Genomic DNA, 19275 nt, shown 5'->3' with positions numbered 1-19275 from the left:
TCAAGATAAAGAGGCCGTCTGAAAATATGTTGGGAAAACTGGATACTTGGCTGACTGAGCATCCCAAACGCAAGGATTTGCATGGTTGGCGACGCTTTATCGTTGAATTTTGGTTCTTCGGTTTGAAAGAAGCACGAGCCTGCTTATTTGCAGGCTTGTTTTTCATTGCCATGTTCCTCATCCCAAAAACAGGCTGGTTAGGGATTTCGCGCTATGACCTGCTGCTGATTTTTGCCATCTCCGTACAAGCAGCCATGCTGTATTTCAAGCTGGAAACTTGGGATGAAGTGAAATCGATTACGCTGTTTCACTTGGTGGGCTTTGCTTTAGAATGGTTCAAAACCTCAGGTGATATCCAGTCTTGGAGCTATCCGGATGAGGCATACACCAAAATTGGCGGCGTACCGCTGTTTGCAGGCTTTATGTATGCCGCAGTCGGCAGCTATATCATTCAAGCATGGCGGCTGTTTGACCTCAAAATCAAAAGCCATCCGCCGTATTGGTTGGGCACTTTGTGCGCACTGGCGATTTATATCAATTTCTTCACCCATCACTATATCGGCGACTATCGCTGGTATCTCGCTGCTTTTGCTCTCGGCCTATACGCCCGGACAACGGTCTTATACACGCCCTATGACACCACTCGCAAAATGCCGCTCCTGCTCGCTTTCGTCCTGATCGGATTTTTCATTTGGCTGGCGGAAAATTTGGGAACCCTATTCGGCGTTTGGCGCTATCCCAACCAAATCGGCGCGTGGGCATCGGTACACATCAGCAAATGGAGTTCATGGGCATTACTGGTGATGATGACTTTTACCATCGTCGCGAATTTAAAACACATCAAACATACCATCAGCGTATCAAAAGATTAGTTATTTAACATTTGAAAAGGCCGTCTGAAACTTTCAGACGGCCTTTAATTTTCAACAATCAATTAAACAAACTTAAGGCTTTAACAAACACCATAATGACGCCATAGCCCAAAGGAATGCAGACCAAAGCCCAGCGCCACCATACGCCGATACCGCCGGCTGATACCTTCTTGCTGATCAGATAGGCATCGGATACAGCGGTTTCATCATCGGGGTTGCCACTATGTGCCGCGACTTTAATGTCTTTTTCGTGATGCTTTTCGTGAACCGAACGGACACTCAAATTACACAACAAACCGACAATCAACAAACCTGCCATAATGTACATGGTAATGCTATAAGCCTCAGCAGCCGGAACGCCACTTTCAATTTGACTTTGGCGGATATAGTTGACCAACACCGGGCCAATAACAGCCGCAGTTGACCATGCCAGCAAAATCCTGCCGTGGATTGCACCGACTTGATAAGTGCCGAACAAATCCTTCAGATACGCCGGAATCGCTGCAAAACCGCCGCCATACATGGAAATGATGACGCAGAATCCAATAACAAACAAAGCCTTGTTCCCGCTCTCGCCAATCGACGGAATGGCAAAATACAACAGCGAGCCGAGCACAAAGAAAATAGTATAAGTATTTTTACGGCCAATTTTGTCGGACACGCTGGACCACAAAAAGCGCCCCCCCATATTAAACAGACTCAACAGGCTCACAAAACCTGCCGCCGCACCCGCACCAATGGCAGCCTGTTTACCGACAGAAGTTTCAGAAAACAGCTCCTGAATCATGACAGAAGCCTGACCCAAAACGCCGATACCCGCCGTCACGTTCAGACACAACACCCAAAACAAGAGCCAGAATTGCGGCGTTTTCATGGCTTGTGAGACATTGACATGATTACTGCTGACCAATTTGCTTTTGATTTTCGGCGCAACATAACCTTTAGGTTTCCAGCCATCGGCAGGTACACGGATCGTAAATGCACCGAACATCATCAACACCAAATAAAACAACCCTAAAACCACAAAAGTCTGCGCGACGCCAACCGAAGTTTCACTGGAGAAAAAACTCATCAGCGATACCGACAAAGGCGAAGCCAACATCGCGCCGCCGCCAAAACCCATAATCGCCAAACCTGTAGCCATGCCTGGTTTATCGGGAAACCATTTCATCAAAGTCGATACAGGCCCGATATAGCCCAAGCCCAAACCAACCCCGCCAATCACACCGTTGCCCAAATAAAGCAAAAACAGATTGTGCGTATGGACGCCGATCGCCGACACAAAAAAGCCCAAGCTAAAGCAGCAGGCGGCAACAAACATTGCTTTACGCGGCCCAACGCGTTCCATCCATGTACCGAACATGGCCGCAGACGCGCCCAACATCGCCAAGGCAATACTGAAAATCCAACCCACCGTGGTCAGCTTCCAATCTCCTGCAGCCGACTCAGTGATACCGATAAGCTTGGTCAGCGGCGCATTGAACACGGAATAAGCGTATATCTGCCCGATGGCAAGATGCACGGCCAAAGCAGCGGGCGGTACCAGCCAACGATTAAAGCCGGGTTTGGCAATGATCGCCTCACGGTCTAAAAATTTCATAAAATCCTCTTGTCTATATGTGTCAAACGCTGATTCCATATCATGCGGAATCGAAAAATTGTTGACAATATTTTAGCATAATCTCTCGTTTATCCTTTTTTCTGCTCCATGATAATTTTGCGCATCAAACAGAAAAAACATTCATCTAAACCATTTCATCACGCCCATATCGACAAAAAGGCCGTCTGAAAATTCTTCAGACGGCCTTTTCATTCATATCGTTTTATGCGGCAAAGCGTTTGGCAACTTCATCCCAGTTAACGATTTCCCAGAAACCTTTCAGGTAGTTAGGACGGCTGTTGCGGTAGTCGATATAGTAGGCGTGTTCCCATACGTCGCAAGTCAACAGCGGAGTGTTTTCAGTAGTCAGCGGAGTACCTGCATTGGAAGTAGAAACCAGATCCAATTCACCGGCAGGCGTTTTCACCAACCATGCCCAACCAGAGCCGAAAGTACCGGCCGCGCAAGCATCGAACGCTTCTTGGAATTTCTCGAAGCTGCCCCATTTGGCATCGATGGCCGCAGCCAATTCGCCGGCAGGTTTGCCTTGGCCTTTAGGGGTAAAGCCCAGCCAGTAGAAAGTATGGTTCCACGTTTGGGCAGCGTTGTTGAACATACCGCCGGAAGATTTTTTCAGGATTTCTTCCAAAGGCATTTCTTCAAACTCAGTGCCTTTGATTTGATTGTTCAAATTGGTGATGTAAGTTTGATGGTGTTTGCCGTAGTGAAATTCCAAAGTTTCTTTGGTCAGATGAGGGGACAACGCATCCAGTTCATAAGGCAATTGTGGCAGCTTGTGTTCCATTTTTATGCTCCTAATTATTGATATTTATATTTTGGTAGTGTGTGTTGTCAAATCGACAACATTGCTATTTTACCTGCTTTAGCCTAAACAAACCAATTGAACTTACACTGCGCTATAATAGTGGATTGCAATTTTCCAGCCAGAGATGCCCGTCATGAGCAATTATTCCGATATGCCGTCTGAAGACCGTGAAATCAGCGCATTGTCACTGCCGCCACATTCCACAGAAGCGGAGCAATCCGTCTTAGGCGGTCTGATGCTGGAAAATTCTGCTTGGGACCGTATTGCCGATGTCGTTTCCGGCGAAGATTTCTACCGCCACGAACACCGCCTGATTTTTCGTGCGATTGCCAACCTGATTAATGAAAGCCGTCCTGCAGACGTCATTACCGTTCAAGAAAGTTTGGAGCGCAATGAAGAATTGGAAGCGGCAGGCGGATTCAATTATCTGATTACGCTGGCGCAAAACACGCCGTCTGCTGCCAATATCCGCCGCTACGCCGAAATCGTGCGCGAGCGTTCCATCATGCGCCAGCTTGCCGAAGTCGGCACGGAAATTGCACGCAGCGCATACAATCCGCAAGGGCGCGATGCAGGCCAGCTTTTGGACGAGGCAGAAAACAAAGTATTCCAAATCGCCGAAAGTACCGCCAAATCCAAACAAGGCTTCCTTGAGATGCCCGACCTTTTGAAAGAAGTGGTCGAGCGCATCGATATGCTTTATTCGCGCGACAATCCTGATGAAGTAACCGGCATATCGACAGGTTTTATCGACCTCGACAAAAAAACATCAGGCCTCCAACCGGGCGATTTGATTATCGTCGCAGGCCGTCCTTCCATGGGTAAAACTGCCTTTTCGATCAACATTGCGGAACACGTTGCCGTAGAGGGCAAGCTGCCTGTCGCCGTATTTTCGATGGAGATGGGCGGTGCGCAGCTGGTTATGCGTATGCTGAGTTCAGTCGGACGTTTAGACCAAAGCGTTTTAAAAACCGGCAGATTGCAAGACGAACACTGGGGCCGTCTGAACGAAGCAGTTGTTAAACTCTCCGATGCACCCATGTATATCGATGAAACTCCAGGCTTGACCGCGCTCGAACTGCGCGCCCGCGCCCGCCGTCTTGCTCGCCAGTTCAACGGTAAATTGGGCTTGATCGTCATCGACTACTTGCAATTAATGTCAGGCTCCGGCCGTTCTGACAACCGTGCTTCCGAACTTGGCGAAATTTCGCGCTCCCTCAAAGCATTGGCGAAAGAGTTGCAAGTTCCCGTCATTGCCCTGTCGCAGTTGAGCCGTACCGTTGAACAGCGTACCGACAAACGCCCGATGATGTCCGACTTGCGTGAGTCCGGCGCAATCGAACAAGATGCCGACTTGATTATGTTCATGTATCGTGATGAATACTACAACTCAGAATCACCCGCAAAAGGCTTGGCGGAATGTATTATCGGCAAACACCGTAACGGTCCAGTCGGGAAAGTATTCCTCACTTGGATGGGTCAATTTACCAAATTTGATAATGCTGCCTATGTTCCAGAATCTATGTTGATGGAAGATTGAGACAGATTGTCTGAAAAACTAACCGAATTTCATATTTTATTAGTCACGCATTCCAAAATCGTTTAGAATAAATCCAATAAAAGCAAAAGCATTGCCACAGGCAAATGCAAAAGAGAAAACGTCAGTTACCCAACACATTACTACCAAAAAATCACTCATGTATCAGACACAAAAAGGCTTCACCCTAATTGAGTTGCTGATCGTCATTACTATTGCAGCAGTAATGGCCGTCATCGCACTTCCCAATATGAATCAATGGATTGCCTCCAGACGTGCGGCATCGCAAGCAGAGCAAATTGCTAATCTGCTGCGTTTCGCGCGAAATGAGGCCGTCCGTCTCAATCTTCCCGTTTACATCTGCCCGGTCAAAATCAAATCCGATGGCTCGCCCAATAATGGTTGCGATTCCAAATATGCCGGTAATGGTATGTTGGCCTACGCCGATAAAAACGGAGATTCCAACTATAAAAACGATACAGTCGATTTATCCATCCGCTCCATTATTCTTAATGGAGATACCGAAAAAGTAGAATACAGCTTCAACTATATCCCTATCGGCAATGACCGTTCTGCCCTCTCTGCTTCAGCTCCAAAAGAAGTCTGGTGGAGATTTCTTCCCAATGGTACATTTGGCCATTCAACTGATGGCAAGGATTATCAATTTTCAGACGGCCACATCAAAATCAGCCTGTCAGATAAATCTGCCACCGATGCTGAAACCAAGAAAGCCCGTGCTACCGTACTTTTAATCAATGGCAATGGGCATGTCGAAATCTGTGCTAAAAACGATGAGCGCAAAATGTGTGAATACACTTCCAAAGAATAACAACGGTATCTTATGAACATTACTAATCCTACTCATCTCAGATCATTTAAAGGCCGTCTGAAAACGAGCTCATCAAGCTTTACCCCAAAACTTCAATCAGGCATGACCCTGATTGAAGTTTTGATTGCCATGTTTGTCCTTGCTATCGGCGTACTGGCCCTTCTGGCTGTTCAATTACGTACCGTATCCAACGTGCGTGAGTCTGAAAATCAAACCACAGTCGCCCAAATTACGCAAAATTTGATTGAAGGCATGCTCATTAATCCGACGCTCTCTGAAGAAACCGATACTGCAGGCGAAAAAACTACTCGTTATAAAAAATCCTACGATGCCTACCTCAAATCAGACTCTAAACAAACTGCAAAATTTGAAGCCAAAATGACCAAAGCGCAACTTGCGCAGGCGCAAATTGCCCAGTTTAAGGCCGACTTAGCCAAAGCCCTTCCCGAAGCCCAAGTCTTCTCGACCATCTGTAAAGATTCTTCCGGTGCAGAGCCGACTTACGAAAATGGGTTTAACGCAAAATGCGATGGCAAAGGCGACACGACCATCGTGAAAGTTTTATGGTTGCAAGATGTCGAAGAAGAAAATAGCGCAAAAAATCTCAATAAATCGGGGCATCACGTTGTCTATACCTACCAATCACGCGTAAGAGACTAACAATGAACAATAAACGCTTACTCAACCATATTCCCAATAAAACCGCGATGCGCGGTTTCAGCATCCTTGAATTTCTGGTTGCCAGTCTGCTCAGTATGATCGTCTTAATGGCTGTCAGCTCCACCTACTTCACTGCACGCGGATTAAACAAATCTGCCAACTCCCGCATCGGTATCCAGCAAGATTTGCGCAACACCGCCAATATGATCGTCCGCGATGCGCGTATGGCAGGCAATTTCGGTTGCTTCAATATGTCGAATTCTCCCGCCTCTGCAGTAATAGAAGACAAAAGCTCGGATGAATACACATTGAAAACAGCTAGTGTGAATAAGCTGTTACCGGTTAAAGAAATCAATAAATTAGGCTATGCAGGTTTTGCTCAAACCGGCAAAGCCCTGCTGTTTCAATATGGAATCGACAAAGCAAACCCTGCTGCAAAAACTGCTATTGTTAGTAGCTGCTCAGGCATTGCAAAGCCTCAAACAGAAATTAAAGATTTGGCGGCGGCAAAATTGGCTTTAAAAATTAACGACTCTGATCAAGACGGCAGTATCGCCATCATGAAACATGAAATGATTGCCTACGCTGTCGGCAAACTTGGCGAAGAGAGCGGTTTGTTCCGTTTCCAATTATCAAATGATGGCTCATGGAGTAATCCGCAGCTGTTGATTAAAGGCATTACAACCATGGATATCCACTATATCTATGCAGAATGTCCTAATTCTGAAAATGCATCTGCCAGCGGAGTAAATACAGAATCATTTGATTACAAAAACGCATTGGATATCTCAGCTGAGGCTAAGTCTCCGGCTTCTATCCAAATCGTACTGAATAACGGCAGTATTGACCCATCAAAAGAACAAGACAATAAAGTCGATATCTATAATATTAATGCCACTATCCGCGGAGGAAACGTATGCGCCGACCGATCACTCTAATCAAACCTGACCGGCAGCAGGGCTATGCTTTGTTTATCGTTTTAATGATGATGGTCGTCATCGCCCTGCTCGTGGTCACAGCTACCCAGTCCTACAATACTGAACAGCGTATCAGCACCAACGATGCCGACCGCAAACTGACAACCACTTTGGCCGAAGCGGCATTGCGTGAAGGTGAAAATCAAATTTTTGATATTGAAGGGAAAAAGACTACTTTTACCGCAAAATGTGAAAAAGGTTTATGTTCCACACCAAATGTCAAATCCAATGGCGATTTTACTGAAGAAGGTAGCCCAACCGTAGATGCTTGGAAGCGTAAATGCGACAAAAGCCTGTGTATTGACACCAATGGTACGGAATATCCTTTAGATAAAAAAAGCGGCATCGCAAACAATCCACGCTACATCATCGAATATTTAGGCAAAACTACCGAGGGTCGAATTACCTACCGCGTTACTGCCAAAGCATGGGGTAAGAATGCCAATACCCAAGTCGTCCTTCAGTCTTACGTTGCCAGCGAATAATAAAATGAATACTACCTCTACCCAACAACTAGGCTTTACGCTGGTTGAGATGATGATTGCCGTCGCCATCTTAGCCATTCTGAGCATCATTGCCATTCCCTCTTACAACCGCTACATTGAACGCGGCTACCAATCACAAGCGCATGCCGAGTTAGTTGCCATCAATTCTGCTTTTAAAACCCAGATGGTTAAAAATCCAAAGTGGAAAACTGATGAGATTAAAACCAAGTTGGATGACTTTATTTCCTCATATAAAGGCCATAAAGATTTGGCAGACAAATACCAATACTCTGCCGAAATGATTGATACCAATAAAAGCCGAGCCTATCGTTTGAAAGCCATTCCCACAAAAACTGGCTACACCCTTTCCGTTTGGATGGATAGTTTGGGCAATGCTTACAAATGCACTGATATGGATTCTGCCAAAGATTTCAAAACCACAATGACCAATGGAAAAGGTTGCGAATCGGTTTCCAAAAAGAAATCTTCTTAGTCTGACAACCATAAAAAAGCAGTGTCATTTTATCGACACTGCTTTTTATATTTTACTGTTTCCAATCATCGTCTCGGCGTTGGCGTTTCAACAAGATCCTGACTGCGCCATCATTGCCTTGTCGAGGCTCGACATAAGCCAATACATCAGGATGCTGCATCAACCAGCGACGCGTCATATTTTTCAAAACCGGTTTATAGCCTGCAGAACCCAAGCCGCTGCCGTGGACAATCTCGCCGCAAACACCGCGTTTTTTCGTAAACTCAATAAATTCGTTCAATACCTGCTGCGCTTCTTCCTGCGTATAGCCGTGCAAATCTACATCCGCCACCACGGGATAATGGCCGTTTCGCAAACGCATCAAATCATTTTTACCCTGCCCGTTTTTACTGAACGAAGCCGGCGGTTCTTCCCAGCCGCCGCTGCCTACATAAAAATAATCTTCCTGCTCCAAAGTCGCCATTTCTTTAGGTCGCGGCTTGATAGGTGATTTATCACGAGGCTGTTCATAATAGTTACCGGCATTTTTCAACGGCGTAACCTTGCCAACCGCCTTGCTGAAATCTACATCCTCTACCAGCTTTTTAGCCTTCGCTTCGGCTTCCCGCTCCGCGGCTTCCTTTTTCACCTGTTTGCCCAAAGCCTTCAGCGTTTCTTGAAAGTTTGCCGTCATGGTTTGTCCTTTCCAAAAAATTGATTGCGCACATTATAGCAAACCCGATTACAAGACCGTCTGAAAGACTCTTATCATCGCTTCTTGTTTAGGGTATAGTATTAACGTATTGCCAGTCTTACAAAAGAGAGAAAATATGTTTAAACGCCCGGAAGAAATCATCGTCTTGATACTTGCCCTATTATGGGTCGTACTCAGCTACTACATTGCCGCCATCCTGATTTCAGATGCCTACACCATTCTCCTGATTACCGTACTGACTTTCGTTTGGGCGGCCATCTGTTTCCTTTTATGGCAACGCAACTTAAGCCGTCATATTTGGCCGCTGTTCCTCGGCAGCCTAGTTGCCTGTTGGTGGCCGTACTTCACTTGGCTTGCAAGCGATGTTCCCGAAGGTACATGGTATTCAGGCTGGACATTCAAATCCATTATTGCCCTGATTCCCGTTATTGCCGCTTATCTCTTCAAGTGGAAACGAAGCCGGAAAAACAAAATCTCCAATACCCTTGCCTGATACCTCGCGCCGTCTTTTTCAGACGGCGTTTTCCATATCTGACATAACGCTCAGACTGTCAACAATCCCAATAAAATGCTATACTCTTCACACGATTTAACACCCTAAAACAGGCCGTCTGAAAGACTTATCAAGATGATCAGCAAACAAGAATACCAAGCCCAAGCCGCACAAGGTTACAACCGCATTCCACTCGTTCAAGAGCTGCTTGCCGACTTGGACACACCGCTCTCAATCTACCTCAAACTTGCCAACAAGCCTTTCACCTACCTGCTCGAATCCGTTGTCGGTGGCGAACGCTTCGGCCGCTATTCCTTTATCGGCCTGCCTTGCAGCCACTATCTCAAAACCAGCGGCAAACATGTCGATGTGTATCAAAACGGCGAAATCGTCGAACAACACGACGGCAATCCCCTGCCCTTTATCGAAGCCTTCCACAACCGCTTCAAAACGCCCGAAATCCCAAGCCTGCCGCGCTTTACCGGTGGCCTGGTCGGCTACTTTGGTTATGAAACCATCTACAATTTTGAACATTTTTCCCACCGCCTGAAACATACGGCCAAAGCCGATCCGCTCGGTACGCCTGACATCCTCCTGATGCTCTCGCAAGAGCTTGCAGTAGTGGATAACCTAAGCGGCAAAATCTACCTGATTGTTTATACCGATCCGTCTCAGACCAACGGCTACGAACGCGCACGCGAACGTCTTGAAGACATCCGTACCCAGTTACGCCAAAGTTGCGCCATCCCACTTTCCCTCGGCAGCAAGCAAACTCAAGCGGTCAGCGAATTTGGAGAAGAACCTTTTAAAGCCTGCGTCAATAAAATCAAAGACTACATCTTTGCCGGCGACTGCATGCAGGTTGTCCCCAGCCAACGCATGAGCATGGAATTTACCGATAATCCGCTTGCCCTCTACCGCGCCCTGCGTACGCTGAACCCATCGCCGTATATGTTCTACTACGATTTCGGCGATTTCCATATTGTCGGCTCTTCGCCCGAAATCCTCGTCCGCCGCGAACGCGACGATGTCATCGTCCGCCCTATCGCCGGCACGCGCCTGCGCGGCAAAACACCAGCTGAAGACCTCGCCAACGAGCAAGACCTGCTGAGCGATGCCAAAGAAATTGCCGAACACGTCATGTTGATTGACTTAGGACGCAACGACGTCGGCCGTATCAGTAAAACCGGCGAAGTCAAAGTCACCGACAAAATGGTGATTGAAAAATATTCCCATGTGATGCACATCGTCTCCAACGTCGAAGGCCGTCTGAAAGACGGCATGACCAATATGGATATCCTCGCCGCTACCTTCCCGGCAGGCACACTTTCCGGCGCGCCTAAAGTCCGCGCTATGGAAATCATCGAAGAAGTCGAACCGAGCAAACGCGGCATCTACGGCGGCGCAGTCGGCGTATGGAGTTTCAACAACGACATGGACTTGGCCATTGCCATCCGCACCGCCGTGATTAAAAACAATACCCTCTTCGTCCAAAGCGGCGCAGGCGTAGTTGCCGACTCCGACCCAACCTCCGAATGGCAGGAAACCCAAAATAAAGCCCGCGCAGTAATACGCGCAGCACAAATGGTGCAAGAAGGGTTGGATAAATAATTTTCAGACGGCCTGCGCTCTGAAATGACTAAACAACAAGATTATGATACTCAACGAAAAACAACTAAAATCCATCAGCAAATTCCTCAGCTTTATCTTGCGTCATCATCCCGAGCAAATCGGTATTACTTTGGATAAAGACGGCTGGGTGGATATTGATACCCTACTGACGCAGGTAAACCATCCTGAGCGCGGCTTTACGGGCAATCCGCTGACCTACGAAATATTGATGGAAGTGGTCGAAAACAACGATAAAAAACGGTTTACCGTATCAGAAGACGGCAAACGCATCCGCGCTGCGCAAGGTCATTCGACGGCACAAGTTCAGGTTGAACACAAAGTGGTGACGCCTCCTCAGATTTTGTATCACGGTACGGCTGAGCGCTCTGTTCCGTCTATTTTGGAACAAGGCCTGCATTCTGCCTCGCGCCATTTTGTTCATCTGTCTGCCGATGCCGAAACAGCCATTAATGTCGGTTCCCGACACGGCAAGCCGGTTGTATTGACCATCGACACTGTCGCCATGCTTGCGGCAGGACATCAATTTTATTTGGCGGACAACGGCGTATGGTTAACTGAAAACGTTCCGCCGCAATTTATCGGCAAGCTTTAAAACATCAGGCCGTCTAAAGCCGTAAACCCTTTTCAGACAGCCCGCAAACACCCTACCCAATTTCTTCATAAAGCGATTATCCATGAATACATCCCCCATCCTCCCTCCTGCTATGCTCGGCATTCTTGGCGGCGGACAATTAGGCAGAATGTTTACTGTTGCTGCCAAAACCATGGGCTACAAAATAACCGTACTCGATCCCGACCCGAATGCGCCAGCGGCGGAATTTGCCGACCGCCATTTGTGTGCGCCGTTTGACGATGAAGCAGCTTTGGAAGAATTGGCAAAATGCGCGGCGGTTACGACCGAGTTTGAAAACGTCAATGCCGATGCGATGCGTTTTCTCGCCAAACACACCAATGTTTCCCCCAGCGGCGACTGCGTTGCCATCGCGCAAAACCGCATTCAGGAAAAGTCATGGATACGCAAAGCAGGTCTGCAAACCGCGCCGTATCAAGCAGTTTGCAAGGCCGAAGACATTACTGAAGAAAGCGTACAATTTCTGCCCGGCATCCTGAAAACTGCCACTTTAGGCTATGACGGCAAAGGCCAAATCCGCGTAAAAACATTGGATGAACTCAAAGTCGCGTTTGTCGAACACGGCGGCGTGGATTGCGTTTTGGAAAAAATGGTGGATTTGCGCGGCGAGATTTCCGTTATCGTATGCCGTCTGAACAATGACAACGTGCAAACTTTCGACCCTGCCGAAAATATTCACGAAAACGGCATCCTCGCCTACTCCATTGTCCCTGCGCGACTGAGTGCCGACATTCAACAACAGGCGCGACAAATGGCGCAGCGTTTGGCCGATGAATTAAACTACGTCGGCGTATTGGCGGTAGAAATGTTTGTTGTCGGCGATACACATGAATTGGTCGTCAACGAAATCGCCCCGCGTCCGCACAATTCCGGCCACCATACCATCGATGCCTGCGCGGCAGACCAATTCCAGCAACAAGTCCGCCTGATGTGCAACCTGCCTCCGGCTGACACCAAATTGCTGAGTTCTTGCTGTATGGCGAATATTTTGGGCGACGTTTGGAAGGAAGACGGCGGCGAACCCAAATGGTTGCCGCTGCAAAGCAACCCGAATGCACATCTGCATCTTTACGGTAAAAAAGCCGCGCGCCAAGGCCGAAAAATGGGCCACTTTACCGTCTTGGCCAACGATGCGGACAACGCGTTCCAAACCGCACAAACCTTACATCAAAGCCTGTAACCTTACCCACTTTTTTCAGACGGCCTTTGATTGCCAAAGGCCGTCTGAAATCAATTTTTCCGACCATCCGCCATGAGCCTTCTGACCATCCTCCGTCCGGCAACCGAAAAAGACTGCCAAGCCATACACAACGCCCATCTGCATGCCGTTCAATATGCCTGCATCCGCAGTTACGATGAAACCATTATGCACGCATGGGAAAGTCTGCTCGACATCAACAGCTATTTGGAAACCATCTCTGACAAAAACAAAGCTTTGTGGGTGGTCGAATACAAAGGGCTGATTCAAGGCTTCTTCCAAGTCGATTTCAAAGAAGCGCAACTGGACGCTTTATACGTCCATCCGCTCTTCCACAATCTCGGCTTGGGCACGGCCCTGCTCAGCCGTGCCGAAGAAATGGCACGAAATGCAGGCCTCAGCTTTCTCAAACTGTATGCCTCGCTCAATTCCGTGCCTTTCTATCGCCTCAATCGTTATGAGTCGCTCGGTACTGCCGTGTTACAGCTGAACAAAACCGTCCGCGTCGAATGCGAATTGATGCGCAAATACCTGTAATATTCCCCTTCTGCCGTTGCTTTTTTGAAAGAAACCGATGTCCCGAATTGCCGCCCTGCCCGACCATCTTGTCAACCAAATCGCCGCTGGCGAAGTGGTCGAACGCCCTGCCAACGCCTTGAAAGAAATTGTTGAAAACAGTATCGATGCAGGCGCAACAGCGATTGATGTCGAGCTGGCCGGCGGCGGCATCCGCCTGATTCGCGTCAGCGACAACGGCAGCGGTATCCATCCGGACGACATCGAGCTTGCACTACACCGCCACGCCACCAGCAAAATCAAAACCTTAAACGATTTGGAACACGTTGCCAGCATGGGCTTTCGCGGCGAAGGCTTGGCCAGTATCGCCTCCGTCAGCCGCCTGACTCTGACCAGCCGCCAAGACGGCAGCGCGCACGCGACCCAAGTCAAAGCTGAAGACGGCAAACTCAGCAGCCCCACCGCCGCCGCCCACCCCGTCGGTACCACCATCGAAGCCGCCGAACTCTTCTTCAATACACCAGCAAGACGCAAGTTCCTCAAATCCGAAAACACCGAATACGCCCACTGTGCCACCATGCTCGAACGCCTTGCGCTGGCGCATCCGCACATTACCTTCTCACTCAAACGCGACGGCAAACAAGTGTTCAAACTTCCTGCACAAAGCCTGCATGAACGGATTGCCGCCATTGTCGGCGATGATTTTCAGACGGCCTCATTGGAAATTGACAGCGGCAATGGCGCGCTGCGGCTCTATGGCGCGATTGCCAAGCCGACTTTCGCCAAAGGCAAAACCGACAAACAATACTGCTTCGTCAACCATCGCTTCGTGCGCGACAAAGTCATGCTCCATGCCGTCAAGCAGGCATACCGAGACGTATTGCACAACGCGCTGACGCCTGCTTTCGTCCTCTTTCTCGACCTGCCGCCTGAAGCCGTGGATGTCAATGTCCACCCGACCAAAACCGAAATCCGCTTCCGCGACAGCCAGCAGGTGCACCAACTTGTGTTCCACACACTCAACAAAGCACTTGCCGACACGCGCGCCGACTTGACCGAAAGCGTCAGCAACGCAGGCGAAGTGCTGCATGACATTACCGGCGTTGTTTCCACCACAATGCCGTCTGAAAACGGCAGCGAAAATCTGTTTGATAACACATCAAACTACCCGACAGGCAACAAACCCGATACACGCAATGCCTTTGGCTCATCAGGCAAAACCGCGCCCATGCCTTACCAAGCCGCGCGCGCGCCGCAACAACGCAGCCTGTCCCTACGAGAAAGCCGCGCGGCCATGAATACTTATGCCGAGCTCTACAAAAAAACCGACGACATCGACCTTGAGTTGAGCCAATTCGAGCAGGCACGTTTCGGTAATATGCCGTCTGAAACGCCTACTCCCCAAACAGATACGCCGCTTTCAGACGGCCTTCCCTCCCAATCCGAACTGCCGCCTCTCGGCTTCGCCATCGCCCAACTCTTAGGCATCTACATCCTTGCCCAAGCCGAAGACAGCCTGTTGCTCATCGATATGCACGCTGCCGCCGAACGCGTCAACTACGAGAAAATGAAACGCCAACGTCAGGAAAACGGCAACCTGCAAAGCCAGCGCCTGCTCATTCCCGTAACCTTTGCCGCGTCCCACGAAGAATGCGCCGCCCTTACCGATCATGCCGAAACCCTGGCAGGCTTCGGGCTGGAATTGTCCGACATGGGCGGCAATATCCTTGCCATCCGCGCAGTTCCCGCCATGCTCGGTAAAGCCGACGTTGTTTCGCTGGCCAAAGATGTATTGGGCGAACTTGCCCAAGTCGGCAGCAGCCAAACCATCGAGGAACACGAAAACCACATCCTCGCCACCATGTCCTGCCACGGCTCAGTCCGCGCCGGCCGCCAACTGACTTTGCCCGAAATGAACGCACTCCTGCGCGATATGGAAAACACGCCGCGCAGCAACCAGTGCAACCACGGTCGTCCGACTTGGGTCAAACTGACTTTAAAAGAATTGGATGCGTTGTTTTTACGCGGACAGTAACGCCGATAAAAAGGCCGTCTGAAAATGCTTTCAGACGGCCTTTTAACTTATTCGCCCTTAACGAATATCCATAGGTGCAAACGATTTCACGGTTTCATCGATTGCTTTAACACGGGTCAGGAAATCTTCCAATTGGGCAAGCGGCAATGCGCTTGGGCCATCGCATTTGGCTTGGTCGGGATTGGCATGAGATTCAAGGAACAAACCGGCCAATCGGGTTGCCATACCGGCAAGCGCCAAGTCCAATACTTGGGCGCGACGGCCGCCTGATGCGGTGGCACCGGATTCGCGCGTTTGCAGGGAATGGGTTACGTCAAAAATAACGGGCAGGTTGTTACACGTTTTTTTCATCACGCCAAAGCCGAGCATATCGACCACCAAATTGTCGTAGCCGAAATTTGCGCCGCGTTCGCACAAAATGATTTGCTCGTTGCCTGCTTCTTGGAATTTCTCGACGATGTTTTTCATTTGAGACGGGCTGAGGAATTGCGGCTTTTTGATGTTGATGACATTACCGGTTTTCGCCATTGCCACCACCAAATCGGTTTGGCGTGCCAAGAAGGCAGGAAGCTGGATGACATCGCAGACTTCGGCAACCGGCTGGCATTGGTAAGGCTCGTGAACGTCGGTAATCACGGGAACGTTAAACTCACGTTTTACCGCTTGAAAAATCTTCATGCCTTCGTCCAGACCCACACCGCGGAAAGAGTGAATGGAAGAGCGGTTTGCCTTGTCGAAAGAGGCTTTGAACACGTAAGGGATGCCGAGTTTATCAGTTACTTTAACGTATTGTTCACAGGCTTTCAGCGTAGAGTCGAGGTCTTCAAGGACATTGATGCCGCCGAAAAGGGTAAAGGGCGCATCGTTGCTGACGGTGATGTTGTTGATTTGGATATTCACGGCAAAGCCTTTCAGATAAGTTGAATTTGGGAAACAGGCCGTCTGAAACGTTTCAGACGGCCTTTGTTTGAATATTACAACACGGTGTGCGGCGGCTCATAAGAAATCACGTCGCGGATTTTATTGTTCTCATCGACGAGGACGACTTTCGGCTCATGCGCTGCAATTTCGGGTTCGGACAACATGACGTAAGACATGATAATCACGATATCGCCTTTTTGAACCAAACGCGCGGCCGCGCCATTGAGGCAAACGACGCCGCTGCCGCGTTCGCCGGGGATGGTGTAGGTTTCAAGACGTTCGCCGTTGTTGTTGTTGACGATGGCGACTTTTTCGTTCACGCAAATACCTGCCGCATCCAACAGGTCTTGGTCAATGGTAATGCTGCCGACGTAGTTGAGATCGGCTTCGGTAACGGTGGCACGGTGGATTTTGCCGCCGAGCATGGTACGGAACATGGGTTTCCTTTTTGATTGTGGGTTGATTTGCGGTTTTAACTTCAGTGAAGCTAAAACCGCTGTTTGTGTGATTGAGGATTAGTTATTGGGAAAGTCTGATTCGTCAAACTCGGGTTCCGGGTCGCTTTGAAGGACTTTTCCGTTTAATTTCAACTCGCTGTTTTGCAGAGTCAGATGGGTTTTGACATTATCGTCTTCTAAGGTCAGATATTTCTCGCTTGCCATGCTTTTGATGGTGCTGTCCACCATCAGGCGCAAGGTCTCGTTGATATCGTCGGTGCTGGCACGGCCTGCGGCTTCATCTTCGGCATTGACGCTAAACAGGTTGCTTGCTTGGTTGACGGCGAGTTGTTCCAACAATTTTTGCGGTACGCTCATGTTGAAGTCGGCTTCGGTTTTCTTCAGCATATCGCCCAAGTTGTTGAGGTCTTTGGCTGCTAAACCTTTAAACGCGAGTTTTCCGCTGACATCGACATCGCCATGAGGCATGGTGAATTTGAAGGTTTTGACGTTCAAAACCGGATTATTGGTAAACAGGCCCGAAGCCTCGTTTTTGGCCGTCTGAATCAAGGAAGCCTGAATTTCTTCTTCGCTCATTTTCTTCACGGACACTTCGGCAATTTTGTTTTTCAATGCCAAAAGTGATGCCGCATCCAAATGCTCGGCAGCGACATTGATGTCCAGAGGGCCGTATTTGTCTTCGCCATAAGTCAGGCTTTCAAATTGGAAGCGGCCTTCACTGTTGATGAATTTATCGACTTCGCTGGTCTGGGTATCGAAACGCAGTTTGTTGACTTCGATTTTAGACGGAGCAATCGTGCCGGTCGGATTGATAAACGCACCGATTTGCAGGTTGGTCACAAGGTTGACCAATTCGTTCAACTTAACGTTGTAATCGATGTTTTCTTTCCATTGCAGCAGGAATTTATCCAGCGTAATGCTGCTCTTACCCAAAGCAAGTTTGGTCAGGCCGTCTTCCGTTTCGGATTGGAAGCGCAGGTTTTCCAAAGACACATCGCCTTTGTCGGCCAATTTGACTTGCAAAGACGGCGCAAGGTAATCGTGGCGATAGCTTTTGAAGCCTTGGCTGTAATCGGTATTGCCGCCAAAGCCTTTCCAGTTAAGCTTGATACCGGAGAGCTCTTCATAGTCGAAGGCGGGGATATTGAGGCTGAGTTTGCCGTCGCCGGAAAGATAAACCGTATTGGTCATGGTCAACGGCGTTTGCTGGCCGAAGAAGCGATCCAAAACTTTTTTGGTTTCCGGATGGTATTGGAACTCGGTTTCCACGTGCGCACGCGTACCGAAGCCGCCGGCAAACGGGCCGTGGGTCACGTGGTTGATGACCGTAATCGGCTCTTGCAGGACGGTTTTCAAATTGTCCGGCAGATATTTTTGCGTATTTTGAAGCAGGGTCGGCTTGAGGCGGATGACGGTCGTCTCGGTTGAACTGAACCAGCCGCGATCGTATTGGTGGGACTCAACGGTCAGGAAACCGGATTCCTGCAACAGCTTTTGCTGCTCGGTCAGGCTTTCTTCCGCTTTGACACCAAGATAATAAGGCGTGCCGAGCGCAGCGGCGACAACAACGGCGGCAGTCGGGATAAGATACTTTTTCATCACTTCAAACAGATTAGGTTCAAAGCGTAAAGCATAGCATTTTTTAGCTGTTTTGTCTTATCCGCCGTTTCAGACGGCCTTTAGGTAAAGATTGTGATATTATGCAAACATAAACGATTTTTACACTTTTGGCAGGCCTTACCCTGTCTGCCAAGATGTCATTAAAGGTTTGCAAATGCTTTTATTTATCGACAATTACGACAGCTTCACCTACAACATCGTTCAATACTTTGCCGAATTGGGGCAGGAAGTTTTGGTACGCTGCAACGATGAAATTACCATCGAAGAAATCGAAGCCCTAAAACCGCAATATCTGGTCATCGGCCCCGGCCCTTGCTCACCGAAAGAAGCAGGCATTTCTGTTGCGGCCATGCAGCACTTTGCCGGCAGGCTGCCCGTCATGGGCGTGTGCCTCGGCCATCAAACCATGGGCGAAGCGTTCGGCGGCAATGTCGTGCGCGCGCAAACAATGATGCACGGCAAAGTCTCCCCTGTTTTCCATCACGGCACAGGCATGTTTAAAGACCTGCCCAATCCGGTCAACTGCACGCGCTACCACAGCCTCGCCATCGACCGCGCCACCCTGCCCGACTGCCTCGAAATTACCGCATGGACGGAAGACGGCGAAATCATGGGCGTACGCCATAAAGAATATGCCGTCGAAGGCGTACAGTTCCACCCCGAAGCCCTGCTGACCGAACACGGCCACGATATGCTGAAAAACTTCTTGGAAGAATTCAAAAACTATCGCCCGCAAAAATCTTAATGAAAGGCCGTCTGAAAGGTGTTTGACAGTGTTCAAACCGCATTTTCAGACGG

General features: G+C 49.0%; 20 protein-coding genes. 14 read left to right on the top strand and 6 right to left on the bottom strand.

From position 1 onward, the window contains the following. The first annotated feature begins 26 nt into the window (after positions 1 to 26). Complete coding sequence (locus ACTHSW_RS06570) at positions 27 to 872, top strand: DUF817 domain-containing protein (RefSeq protein ID WP_070460851.1); 846 nt, start codon at positions 27 to 29, stop codon at positions 870 to 872. Between the two features lie 58 nt (positions 873 to 930). Here ACTHSW_RS06570 and ACTHSW_RS06565 read toward each other — a convergent pair whose 3' ends face one another. Together ACTHSW_RS06565 and ACTHSW_RS06560 are read right to left on the bottom strand one after the other, a co-directional pair. Beyond that, the gene (locus tag ACTHSW_RS06565) at positions 931 to 2472 is read right to left on the bottom strand and encodes an L-lactate MFS transporter (protein WP_070460853.1); all 1542 of its coding nucleotides are present in this window, start codon (positions 2470 to 2472) and stop codon (positions 931 to 933) included. Between the two features lie 223 nt (positions 2473 to 2695). Beyond that, positions 2696 to 3277, bottom strand: a complete 582-nt coding sequence (locus tag ACTHSW_RS06560; protein ID WP_070460856.1) for a superoxide dismutase — start codon at positions 3275 to 3277, stop codon at positions 2696 to 2698. A gap of 154 nt (positions 3278 to 3431) precedes the next feature. On the opposite strand from ACTHSW_RS06560, the gene dnaB reads away from it, so the two are divergent. From dnaB to ACTHSW_RS06530, 6 genes are all read left to right on the top strand, one after another. After that, positions 3432 to 4838, top strand: a complete 1407-nt coding sequence (gene dnaB, locus ACTHSW_RS06555) for a replicative DNA helicase (RefSeq protein ID WP_070460859.1) — start codon at positions 3432 to 3434, stop codon at positions 4836 to 4838. Between the two features lie 157 nt (positions 4839 to 4995). Then, a complete protein-coding gene (locus ACTHSW_RS06550; RefSeq protein ID WP_070460935.1) occupies positions 4996 to 5664 on the top strand; it encodes a GspH/FimT family pseudopilin in 669 nt (222 codons plus the stop codon). 12 nt (positions 5665 to 5676) lie between these two features. Continuing rightward, positions 5677 to 6324: a type IV pilus modification protein PilV gene (pilV, locus tag ACTHSW_RS06545; RefSeq protein ID WP_191620578.1), complete on the top strand. Its 648-nt coding sequence runs from the start codon at positions 5677 to 5679 to the stop codon at positions 6322 to 6324. Positions 6325 to 6326: 2 nt separating this feature from the next. Next, positions 6327 to 7262, top strand: a complete 936-nt coding sequence (locus ACTHSW_RS06540; RefSeq protein ID WP_070460863.1) for a PilW family protein — start codon at positions 6327 to 6329, stop codon at positions 7260 to 7262. After that, positions 7241 to 7786 carry a pilus assembly PilX family protein gene (locus ACTHSW_RS06535; protein WP_070460864.1) on the top strand — a complete coding sequence of 182 codons (546 nt, stop codon included), beginning with the start codon at positions 7241 to 7243 and terminating at the stop codon, positions 7784 to 7786. Before ACTHSW_RS06540 ends, ACTHSW_RS06535 begins: the two co-directional genes overlap by 22 nt. A gap of 4 nt (positions 7787 to 7790) precedes the next feature. Then, the gene (locus ACTHSW_RS06530) at positions 7791 to 8279 is read left to right on the top strand and encodes a PilX family type IV pilin (RefSeq protein ID WP_070460866.1); all 489 of its coding nucleotides are present in this window, start codon (positions 7791 to 7793) and stop codon (positions 8277 to 8279) included. Between the two features lie 52 nt (positions 8280 to 8331). On the opposite strand, the gene ACTHSW_RS06525 is transcribed toward ACTHSW_RS06530, so the two are convergent. Then, the gene (locus ACTHSW_RS06525; protein WP_070460868.1) at positions 8332 to 8952 is read right to left on the bottom strand and encodes a Smr/MutS family protein; all 621 of its coding nucleotides are present in this window, start codon (positions 8950 to 8952) and stop codon (positions 8332 to 8334) included. 136 nt (positions 8953 to 9088) lie between these two features. On the opposite strand from ACTHSW_RS06525, the gene ACTHSW_RS06520 reads away from it, so the two are divergent. The 6 genes from ACTHSW_RS06520 to mutL all read left to right on the top strand — a co-directional run bounded on the left by ACTHSW_RS06520 (position 9089) and on the right by mutL (position 15478). Continuing rightward, the gene (locus ACTHSW_RS06520; RefSeq protein WP_070460870.1) at positions 9089 to 9466 is read left to right on the top strand and encodes a hypothetical protein; all 378 of its coding nucleotides are present in this window, start codon (positions 9089 to 9091) and stop codon (positions 9464 to 9466) included. A gap of 135 nt (positions 9467 to 9601) precedes the next feature. After that, positions 9602 to 11077 carry an anthranilate synthase component I gene (trpE, locus tag ACTHSW_RS06515; RefSeq protein WP_070460872.1) on the top strand — a complete coding sequence of 492 codons (1476 nt, stop codon included), beginning with the start codon at positions 9602 to 9604 and terminating at the stop codon, positions 11075 to 11077. A gap of 43 nt (positions 11078 to 11120) precedes the next feature. After that, positions 11121 to 11690 carry an RNA 2'-phosphotransferase gene (locus ACTHSW_RS06510; protein ID WP_440373800.1) on the top strand — a complete coding sequence of 190 codons (570 nt, stop codon included), beginning with the start codon at positions 11121 to 11123 and terminating at the stop codon, positions 11688 to 11690. Positions 11691 to 11772: 82 nt separating this feature from the next. Continuing rightward, a complete protein-coding gene (locus tag ACTHSW_RS06505; protein ID WP_440373799.1) occupies positions 11773 to 12909 on the top strand; it encodes a 5-(carboxyamino)imidazole ribonucleotide synthase in 1137 nt (378 codons plus the stop codon). A 72-nt stretch (positions 12910 to 12981) separates the two neighbouring features. After that, on the top strand, positions 12982 to 13464 hold the full coding sequence (locus ACTHSW_RS06500) for a GNAT family N-acetyltransferase (RefSeq protein ID WP_003747064.1): 483 nt from the start codon (positions 12982 to 12984) through the stop codon (positions 13462 to 13464). Positions 13465 to 13501: 37 nt separating this feature from the next. After that, positions 13502 to 15478, top strand: a complete 1977-nt coding sequence (mutL, locus tag ACTHSW_RS06495) for a DNA mismatch repair endonuclease MutL (protein ID WP_107811014.1) — start codon at positions 13502 to 13504, stop codon at positions 15476 to 15478. Between the two features lie 57 nt (positions 15479 to 15535). On the opposite strand, the gene kdsA is transcribed toward mutL, so the two are convergent. The 3 genes from kdsA to ACTHSW_RS06480 form a co-directional block, all read right to left on the bottom strand. Continuing rightward, on the bottom strand, positions 15536 to 16378 hold the full coding sequence (kdsA, locus tag ACTHSW_RS06490; protein WP_070460880.1) for a 3-deoxy-8-phosphooctulonate synthase: 843 nt from the start codon (positions 16376 to 16378) through the stop codon (positions 15536 to 15538). Positions 16379 to 16452: 74 nt separating this feature from the next. Beyond that, positions 16453 to 16836, bottom strand: a complete 384-nt coding sequence (gene panD / locus ACTHSW_RS06485; protein WP_036490602.1) for an aspartate 1-decarboxylase — start codon at positions 16834 to 16836, stop codon at positions 16453 to 16455. A gap of 78 nt (positions 16837 to 16914) precedes the next feature. Beyond that, positions 16915 to 18456, bottom strand: a complete 1542-nt coding sequence (locus tag ACTHSW_RS06480; RefSeq protein ID WP_440373798.1) for a YdgA family protein — start codon at positions 18454 to 18456, stop codon at positions 16915 to 16917. 175 nt (positions 18457 to 18631) lie between these two features. Between ACTHSW_RS06480 and ACTHSW_RS06475 the strand changes: the two genes are divergently transcribed. Beyond that, positions 18632 to 19222, top strand: coding sequence for an aminodeoxychorismate/anthranilate synthase component II (locus ACTHSW_RS06475; protein ID WP_440373797.1), 591 nt, complete (start codon positions 18632 to 18634; stop codon positions 19220 to 19222). Positions 19223 to 19275 lie beyond the last annotated feature (53 nt).

It is taken from the genome of Neisseria sp. P0008.S004 (assembly GCF_051962755.1).
Classification (GTDB): Bacteria; Pseudomonadota; Gammaproteobacteria; order Burkholderiales; family Neisseriaceae; genus Neisseria; species Neisseria subflava_A.
This window is presented reverse-complemented; position numbering and strand designations above follow the sequence as displayed.

Bases quoted from the DNA above. Each gene is read 5' to 3' on its own strand.
- ACTHSW_RS06570 (WP_070460851.1), top strand. From the start codon at position 27: ATGTTGGGAAAACTGGATACTTGGCTGACTGAGCATCCCAAACGCAAG.
- ACTHSW_RS06565 (WP_070460853.1), bottom strand. From the start codon at position 2,472: ATGAAATTTTTAGACCGTGAGGCGATCATTGCCAAACCCGGCTTTAAT.
- ACTHSW_RS06560 (WP_070460856.1), bottom strand. From the start codon at position 3,277: ATGGAACACAAGCTGCCACAATTGCCTTATGAACTGGATGCGTTGTCC.
- dnaB (WP_070460859.1), top strand. From the start codon at position 3,432: ATGAGCAATTATTCCGATATGCCGTCTGAAGACCGTGAAATCAGCGCA.
- ACTHSW_RS06550 (WP_070460935.1), top strand. From the start codon at position 4,996: ATGTATCAGACACAAAAAGGCTTCACCCTAATTGAGTTGCTGATCGTC.
- pilV (WP_191620578.1), top strand. From the start codon at position 5,677: ATGAACATTACTAATCCTACTCATCTCAGATCATTTAAAGGCCGTCTG.
- ACTHSW_RS06540 (WP_070460863.1), top strand. From the start codon at position 6,327: ATGAACAATAAACGCTTACTCAACCATATTCCCAATAAAACCGCGATG.
- ACTHSW_RS06535 (WP_070460864.1), top strand. From the start codon at position 7,241: ATGCGCCGACCGATCACTCTAATCAAACCTGACCGGCAGCAGGGCTAT.
- ACTHSW_RS06530 (WP_070460866.1), top strand. From the start codon at position 7,791: ATGAATACTACCTCTACCCAACAACTAGGCTTTACGCTGGTTGAGATG.
- ACTHSW_RS06525 (WP_070460868.1), bottom strand. From the start codon at position 8,952: ATGACGGCAAACTTTCAAGAAACGCTGAAGGCTTTGGGCAAACAGGTG.
- ACTHSW_RS06520 (WP_070460870.1), top strand. From the start codon at position 9,089: ATGTTTAAACGCCCGGAAGAAATCATCGTCTTGATACTTGCCCTATTA.
- trpE (WP_070460872.1), top strand. From the start codon at position 9,602: ATGATCAGCAAACAAGAATACCAAGCCCAAGCCGCACAAGGTTACAAC.
- ACTHSW_RS06510 (WP_440373800.1), top strand. From the start codon at position 11,121: ATGATACTCAACGAAAAACAACTAAAATCCATCAGCAAATTCCTCAGC.
- ACTHSW_RS06505 (WP_440373799.1), top strand. From the start codon at position 11,773: ATGAATACATCCCCCATCCTCCCTCCTGCTATGCTCGGCATTCTTGGC.
- ACTHSW_RS06500 (WP_003747064.1), top strand. From the start codon at position 12,982: ATGAGCCTTCTGACCATCCTCCGTCCGGCAACCGAAAAAGACTGCCAA.
- mutL (WP_107811014.1), top strand. From the start codon at position 13,502: ATGTCCCGAATTGCCGCCCTGCCCGACCATCTTGTCAACCAAATCGCC.
- panD (WP_036490602.1), bottom strand. From the start codon at position 16,836: ATGTTCCGTACCATGCTCGGCGGCAAAATCCACCGTGCCACCGTTACC.
- ACTHSW_RS06480 (WP_440373798.1), bottom strand. From the start codon at position 18,456: ATGAAAAAGTATCTTATCCCGACTGCCGCCGTTGTTGTCGCCGCTGCG.
- ACTHSW_RS06475 (WP_440373797.1), top strand. From the start codon at position 18,632: ATGCTTTTATTTATCGACAATTACGACAGCTTCACCTACAACATCGTT.